Below are 7,613 nucleotides of genomic sequence, written 5' to 3'. Positions count from 1 at the left end.
GCTCTCGACGTCTTCTTGACGCCCGTGCAGATGAAGAAAGGAAGGCCGGGGGTCAACGTCACCATCCTGGCGGCCCCCGGCTCGCGAGATGCCATGAGCGAGGTGTTGTTCACCGAGAGCACGACGCTCGGGATACGAGCCCATGAGGTCGAACGGGAAGTTCTCGAGCGCCGGTGGGTCTCGGTCGAGACGCGCTACGGTGAGGTCCGGGTCAAAGAAGGGCTGTTTCGAGGCCGCGTCGTGACGCGCGCACCCGAGTTCGAGGATTGTAAACGGATCGCGACGAAGGTCAGGGTTCCCTTGAAAGTGGTTCAGCAGGCGGCGTTGGAGAGGAGACGGAGGAAGTAGCGTGGATCGGATCACGATCGATGATTTCATGAAGGTCGACTTGAGGGTGGCAAGAGTCATCTCGGCTTCCGAGATCGAGGGGGCCGACCGACTTCTGAGGCTCGAGGTCGAGCTCGGTGGCGAGGTACGTCAGCTCGTCGCGGGCATCAAGGCGACCTATACACCCGGTGAGCTCGCCGGCAAGTACATCGTCGTCGTCGCGAATCTGGAGCCCGCCAAGCTTCGGGGAGTGGAGTCCCAGGGGATGCTGCTCGCGGCAACGACGGATGCGGGACCGGTCATCGCGACTTTCGACCGGCCGGTCACCTCGGGAAGCCGCGTCAAGTAGCCGTGCGGCAAGACCCTCTGGTTGTTCTGGCGCTGCTGACGCTCGGGGCTTGTGCGGAGCGCGACTCCGAGTACGTCGCTTCCGAGCTCACCCACATCGAGAAGAAGTGGGACGGCATTCTCGTCGAGTTCGGGGTTCCGCAAGCGCTGCCGCTTCTGGGCGAGGGCTGGTCGTACGGCGAGGTGGCGCCGGATGGCAACTCTCTGCGGTGGGCCGTTTCCGAAGAGGCGAGCTTCCGCTTCGAGAGTCCGCGTGAGGGAAAGCACCTGGCGTGGTTCGAAGTCGAGCCCTTCCGCGCCGAGGGGAGCCCGACGCAGTTCATTGGCATCACCTTGAACGGCGAGGAGCTTCCTCCTATTGAGCTGCGTGCCGGGCGTGACCGCTATCCTCGCGAGCTGGAGCTTCGCGCCGGCGGGAACGAGGTCGGGCTTCGTTTTCGTTACGCGGGCGATCCGACTCGGGCATCGGCCGACCGACGCCGGCTGGCGGTCGCCTTCTATCGGTTCGACGTCTCTTTCGACGGCCTTTCCCCGGTTGCTGGGCGTCCCGGGCCGTTCGCAAGGGTGGACGACGCCTTGTTCATTCCCGCGGGCGGGTCGATTTCCTTCTTTCATGAGGGGGGCACACCGGCTCGGTTGCGTCTGCGACTCGGCTCGGACCATAGCCCTCGGCTCGCGGCGGCCCGCGGCTCCGGGGTCCGGGTAACCATTCGCTCCCCCGCGGTGAGCCGAGAGCATACGGTCGTTGCCGAGGCGGAAGTAACGACGTGGGAAGAGGCGCTCGACTCGGCCGCTCCCGTCGAGGTCAGTCTCGAGGCGGCACACGATCCGATTCTCGTGCGCTCCGAGATCCTGACTCACAAGCCTGCGGTCGCGAGACCGACGAATTCGCCGGCCTTCGACGATTTCAACATCGTGGTCATCGTACTCGACGGAGCCAACGCGCTCCGAACCGGGCTCTACGGTCACGAGCGCGACACGACCCCGGTTCTGGATCGGCTCGGGCGCGAGAGCGTCGTCTTCGACACGGCGGTGAGCCAGGCGGTCTACACGATCGCATCCATCGGCTCGCTCTTTACCGGCCAGTATCCGGAACGCCACCAGATCGTCACGTTCGCCGATCGTTTGCGAGACGACGTGCCGACCGTTTCCGCGATCTTCACCGACGCCGGGTTTCGAACCGCGGCGTTCGCGGGAAACGCCGTCGTCTCCCGTGCCTTTGGCCTCGACCGCGGCTTCGAGGAGTTTCTCCCCGTGACCGAGCTCGAGGATTACACCGGCCACGGCGATTCGGTCGTGAAAGCTTTCCGGAGTTGGCTCGCCGAGCACCGTGATGAGCGGTTCTTTGCTTACGTTCATTTTCGCGAGCCGCATTTTCCCTACAATCCGCCACCGCCTTTCGACACCCGTTTCGGACCGGCAACCGCCTATCCAGGCGGTATGTCCGATGCTTCCGTCCTCGACGACTTGAACCGAGACCCTCCGTCTCCGGAAGTCAAGGCCCGCGTCGGAGCTCTGTACGAAGGCAACCTCGCTTATGTCGATGACCTGGTGGGAAAGCTCTTGGAATGCCTCGACGAGCGGACGGTCGTGGTAGTCACCGCGGACCACGGAGAAGCGATCTTCGAGCATGGCTTTCTCGGCCACAACACCCAGCTCTACGAAGAGAGCATCCGCGTGCCGCTCGTCATTCGGGTTCCCCGCGTGCCTCCACGCCGAGTTCCGGGTGTCGTGGAGCTTCTCGACCTTACCCCCACCCTTCTCGAGATTGGCGGGCTCGGCGATCACCCGGCCCGGGAGGCCATGCAGGGAAGGAGTCTCTTGCCGCTCGTTCTCGGAACCGAAGAGCAAGCCGCCCCGCGCCCCGCTTTCAGCCGCACGTTGTGGGACAAGCCGCGCTATAGCGTACGCAACGAGCGGTACAAGCTCATCTGGGACAGCCGCACCGGCCACACCGAGCTCTACGACCTGGCGGTCGACCCTGCCGAGAGCCGGAATATCGCCGGGAACGGCTCTCTCGAAGAGCGATACCTGAGACACGTACTCTTCACCTGGTTTCGGGAACAGGAACGGCTCAAAGCCGGTGAGCCGCCGCCGGATGTCTCTCAGATGACGGAACGACAGCGACGCGAGGTCGAATCGCTCGGCTATACCCAGGCGACGCGCACGAAATGATCGACTCGCACGCCCACCTCGACATGGACGCCTTCGACTCCGATCGAGATCGGGTCATCGATCGCGCGGCCGGTGCGGGCGTGTCTTCGATCCTTTCCCTCGGCCTCATCGACGAAAAAGACTCCTACGAGAAAGCGTTTCCTCTCGTCGACCGCCATCATCTCTATACCGCGGTGGGCTGCCACCCTCACGACGCGAAGATCTTCGACGAGCGCGGAGGGGAAGGTTTAGTAAAACGACTGTCGGATCGTCCTCGGTTGCTGGCCATCGGTGAGATCGGGCTCGACTATCACTACAATCTGTCGCCTCCCGACGTGCAGCGGGACGTCTTCCGGCGGCAGATCCGCGTCGCTCGGGAGCTGGGGCTCCCGATCATCGTCCACCATCGTGATGCCGCTCGCGACCTGGTGGAGATACTCGACGAGGAGGACGTCGGAGAGGTCGGAGGCATCCTTCATTCGTTCACGGCCGACCTCGCCACGGCCGAGGCGGCGATCCGGCTGGGTCTGTTGATTTCCTTCTCCGGCATCCTCACGTTCAAAAACGCCGAGCCATTGAGGGAAGTGGCCAAGGCCCTTCCGCTCGAGAAGCTTCTCGTCGAGACGGACTGCCCCTACCTGGCGCCCGTACCTCATCGGGGGAAGCGCAACGAGCCGGCCCTCGTCGTCGAGACCCTCGACTGCCTCGCGCGCCTGCGCGGTGAGCGCCCCGAGGTGGTCGATGCGGCTACAGACGAGAACTTCCTTGATTTGTTCGATTTACGCTGAAAGCCCCCACCATTGCCCGGGGCCCGGATTTCCGTAATAATGAGGCGCAGTGGCGACGGATAGCTCCTTCGATATCGTGTGTCGCGTCGACCTTCAGGAGGTGCGAAACGCGATCCAACACTCCATGAAAGAAATCGACAACCGGTTCGATTTCAAGGGCTCACACACCGCGATCCATCTGGTGGACGACTTGAGCGCCATCGAGCTTGCCTCCTCGGACGAGACGAGGCTCAGGAGCGCTCTCGACGTTCTCGAGACGAAGCTCGTGAAACGCGGGGTTCCATTGAAGGCACTCGATCGGGGGAACATCGAGTCCGCCCTGGGAGGAACCGTTCGCCTCCGGGTTGGGCTACAGAGCGGGATTCCCGTCGAAAAAGCGCGCGAGATAGTCAAGCTGGTGAAGACGACCAAGCTGAAAGTGCAGGCCGCGATACAGGGGGATCAGGTCCGCATCAGCGGAAAAAAGAGAGACGATCTGCAGTCGGTCATCGGACTTCTGAAGGAGACCGATCTCGGCATCGCGATGCAGTTCATCAACTACCGATAGGCTCAAAAAAGAGAAGAGAAACCCGCCATGCCTGCACCCGAGACCCAGTCACCCGAATCCTCGCCCCAGCTGGATAGTATCTTCAACGACATCCAGGGCGATCTCGACCGCGTCGAACAGATCATCCGCGACAAGGTCGAGAGTCATCTCGGCCTCGTCGAGTCCTCGAGTCGTTACCTGTATCGGAGCGGCGGCAAGCGGGTGCGGCCCGCGTTGCTCCTCCTGGCGGCGAGGGCTTGCGGTTATCGAGGGGACAAGGGGCCGCAGTACGCTGCGGTGACCGAGTTCATCCACACGGCGACGCTCGTTCACGACGATATCGTCGACGAGGCGACCATGCGCCGCGGACATCAATCCCTGAACGCTCTCTTGGGGAACGACTTCACCGTTTTGCTCGGTGACTTTCTCTATATTCGGTCCATCGCGCTCGCGATCGAGATGGGCAGCCTTCAGATACTCGAAGTGATCTGCGAGATCACGCTGCGGATGATCGAGGGAATGATCCTCGAGCTCACCCGAGGCGGAGCCGTCGATCTGAGCGAAGAGGAGCATCTGGATATCCTGAAACGGAAGACCGCTTATCTTTTCCTCGGTTGCGGCCAGATGGGGGCGATTCTGGGAGAGGCTTCCGAAGACGTGAGGGAAGCGATGGCGGATTACGGAATGAACCTGGGGATGGCATTCCAGGTGGCCGATGATCTGCTCGACTTCACCGCCGACGAGGAGGTGTTGGGCAAGCCCGTTCTCTCGGACCTCAAGGAGGGACACGTCACCCTCCCCATCATCTACGCCCTTCAGGCGGAGCCGCGCGCGATTCCGACGGTGCAGGCGATCCTGGAACGGCGTGCCATCGACGATGTGAGCCGGAAGGAGATTCTGGATCTGGTGCGGCGAAATCGAACGCTCGAGAGGGTCCGGGCCGTGGCCCAGCGCTATGCGCTCGCGGCGCAGGAGCGGCTTGCGGCTATCCCCGAATCGAGTGCCAGAGATTCTCTGGCCTTCTTGACCCAGTACGTCATCGACCGCAACCGGTGAGGCGGTACACCGACAAACCGTTTCCTCCTTATAAACATCTTCCAGGGCAAACGGCCCATCCCGAGCGCGATCCCGGCGGTTATCGGTTTGGAAAGGCCGCGGCTTCCGTGCGGGCTCTGGACGAGAACGGCTGGCATCGGAATAAGGACTATCTCTACGGGGTGGATCTGTTCAACGCCGGCTACTATTGGGAGGCCCATGCCGTCTGGGAAGAGCTGTGGCGTGCGGCGCCGGCATCCTCCCGGTCCTCGCGGTTTATTCAGGGTCTCATCCAGCTCGCCGCCTCCTCGCTGAAGCGGACGGCTGGACGAGAGGCGGGAGCGGCCAAGCTACTCCGGTCCGCCCTCGACAAGCTCGAGCGGGTGTCGGCCGATTCCCCGAGATACATGGGCATCGAGCTTCCTGAGCTGCTGTCGAAGGCGATCCGTTCGAGCAAGCGGATTGAAATCGAGCTCGCCCCGAACGCAGAGACCCGTGACCTTTGAAGCAGGGGCAAGCCCCCTCGCGTAGCTTCGGCTGAGGACACTCAATTGCTTGCGATCGGGGCTCGAGTTTCCGGCTTCGGGTCGCGTGCTATACTCCCGAAACACTCGAACGCGAGATGGTCAAGCACCGTATTCTCGTCGTGGACGACGAAGAGCCGATCCGCAAGACACTCCGCATGACCCTCGAGTACGAGGGGTATGACGTCATCGAGGCCTCGTCGGGCTCGGAAGCGCTCGTTCTCACCGACAAGGAGCCGGTGGATCTCGTCTTTCTCGACGTGAAGATGCCGGGCATGGACGGGTTGGAAGTTCTCGGCAAGCTTCGCGAACGCGAGAATTCCCCCCAGGTGATCGTCGTGAGCGGCCACGGCAACGTCCAGACCGCGGTGCAGGCCACCAAGCTCGGCGCCTTCGATTTCATCGAGAAGCCGCTCGAGACCGAGCGGGTGCTTCTCGAGGCCAAAAACGCTCTCGAGAAAAAGGAGCTCGTGGACGAAGTCGGCCGCCTGCGGCTTCGCTTCGAGCGCAAGTACCAGATGGTCGGCTCGTCACCCGCGCTCGAGCGGGTGCGGGAAGCGATCCTGCGGACGGCACCCACGAACGCCACCGTGCTCATCACCGGTGAGTCGGGAACGGGAAAGGAGCTCGTCGCAAGAGCCATTCACGCGAACAGTCAACGATCGCGGGGTCCGTTCGTTCAGGTGAATTGTGCCGCCATCCCCGAGGACCTGATCGAAAGCGAGCTCTTCGGGCACGAAAAGGGCTCCTTCACGGGGGCGACGACCAAGCAGATCGGGAAATTCGAGCAGGCGCACAAGGGCACCATCTTTCTCGACGAGGTCGGGGACATGAGCGCCCGCACCCAGGCCAAGGTCCTGCGCGTCCTGCAGGAAGGTGAGGTCGAGCGCGTGGGCTCGCAGGCGACCATCAAGGTCGACGTGCGCATCATCGCGGCGACCAACAAAGACCTCAAGAAGGTAATCGAGGCGGGGGATTTTCGCGAGGATCTCTACTTCAGGCTCTCCGTCATCCCCATTCCCACCCCGCCCCTTCGAGACCGTCGCGAGGACATCGAGCTTCTCATCGAGCATTTCGTCACGTCTTTCGCCGCCGAGGACAACTTGCGACCCAAGCAGTTCTCGCGAGAGGCGATGGATCGGTTGAAGAGACACCGCTTCAAGGGGAACGTGCGCGAGCTCCGGAATACCGTGGAGCGCGCCCTCATCATGGCCAAAGGGGACGTCATCGACGTGAGCGATCTCCCCGAGACGATACATCACCCCGACGATTCCGCATCTCCCGATCTCAAACCGAGCACGTTGAAGGAGTTCAAGGAGACGAGCGAGCGGACCTTTCTCGTCGAGAAACTGAGAGAGAACAACTGGAACATCTCTCAGACCGCTCAGCTCATCGGCACGCCTCGGAGCAACCTCTACAAGAAGCTCGAGCAGTACCAGATTTCGCAGGACAACGACGGCTGACGAGAAAGCGTCGCCCTGACATTCTCGACGAAGTAAGATCAGCCTATGGCGAGGCTGAAGCGATCCATAGGACGCTTTCCGGTTCACGCAGCGACGGGAGTGGTGCTGCTGGCCCTCATCGCCCTCGCCGTCCCCCTGCGGCTTTCGTCCACGCGGGAAGTCAGCGCGGTGCAGCTCGAGAGGACTCAACGGCTTCTGAACGATGCCACGCGACGTTTCGTGGAAGACTTCGACCGCGAGATCACGCGGGCCGTCATCTATTTTGCCATCAGCCATTCCGACAGCGAGACGAGAGTTCAGCGACAGCTCGTCAAGCGCCTCGAGCACTGGAGGGAGAATTCTCCTCATCCCCAACTGGTGACCGGACTCTCCTGGCAGCGAGGCAAGCGCCTCGAGCCGCGAGCTCTGATGTCGCTCGACTCGACCACGGGCGTTCTCCTGCCGGTGT

The 7,613-nt window shown here is 62.4% G+C and carries 9 protein-coding genes; all 9 read left to right on the top strand.

The features are described 5' to 3' along the window. The coding region (gene larC / locus VEK15_02650) for a nickel insertion protein (protein ID HXV59567.1) at positions 1-348 on the top strand (348 nt) is incomplete at its 5' end. 1 nt (position 349) lies between these two features. Beyond that, positions 350-676, top strand: coding sequence for a methionine--tRNA ligase subunit beta (gene metG, locus VEK15_02645; protein HXV59566.1), 327 nt, complete (start codon positions 350-352; stop codon positions 674-676). A 2-nt stretch (positions 677-678) separates the two neighbouring features. Then, positions 679-2,850: a sulfatase gene (locus VEK15_02640; GenBank protein ID HXV59565.1), complete on the top strand. Its 2,172-nt coding sequence runs from the start codon at positions 679-681 to the stop codon at positions 2,848-2,850. Beyond that, positions 2,847-3,617, top strand: coding sequence for a TatD family hydrolase (locus VEK15_02635; GenBank protein ID HXV59564.1), 771 nt, complete (start codon positions 2,847-2,849; stop codon positions 3,615-3,617). The genes VEK15_02640 and VEK15_02635 overlap by 4 nt, the downstream gene beginning before the upstream one ends. Positions 3,618-3,666: 49 nt before the next feature. Next, positions 3,667-4,164 carry a YajQ family cyclic di-GMP-binding protein gene (locus tag VEK15_02630; protein HXV59563.1) on the top strand — a complete coding sequence of 166 codons (498 nt, stop codon included), beginning with the start codon at positions 3,667-3,669 and terminating at the stop codon, positions 4,162-4,164. 27 nt (positions 4,165-4,191) lie between these two features. Beyond that, complete coding sequence (locus tag VEK15_02625) at positions 4,192-5,199, top strand: polyprenyl synthetase family protein (protein ID HXV59562.1); 1,008 nt, start codon at positions 4,192-4,194, stop codon at positions 5,197-5,199. Then, on the top strand, positions 5,196-5,684 hold the full coding sequence (locus VEK15_02620; protein HXV59561.1) for a DUF309 domain-containing protein: 489 nt from the start codon (positions 5,196-5,198) through the stop codon (positions 5,682-5,684). Before VEK15_02625 ends, VEK15_02620 begins: the two co-directional genes overlap by 4 nt. A 116-nt stretch (positions 5,685-5,800) precedes the next feature. After that, on the top strand, positions 5,801-7,165 hold the full coding sequence (locus tag VEK15_02615; protein ID HXV59560.1) for a sigma-54 dependent transcriptional regulator: 1,365 nt from the start codon (positions 5,801-5,803) through the stop codon (positions 7,163-7,165). A 45-nt stretch (positions 7,166-7,210) separates the two neighbouring features. Further along, the coding region (locus tag VEK15_02610) for a hypothetical protein (GenBank protein ID HXV59559.1) at positions 7,211-7,613 on the top strand (403 nt) is incomplete at its 3' end.

This window comes from Vicinamibacteria bacterium (assembly GCA_035620555.1).
In the GTDB taxonomy this organism is placed as follows: Bacteria; Acidobacteriota; Vicinamibacteria; order Marinacidobacterales; family SMYC01; genus DASPGQ01.
Note: the sequence above shows the minus strand (reverse complement) of the source record. Positions and strands in the feature narration are given on the sequence as shown.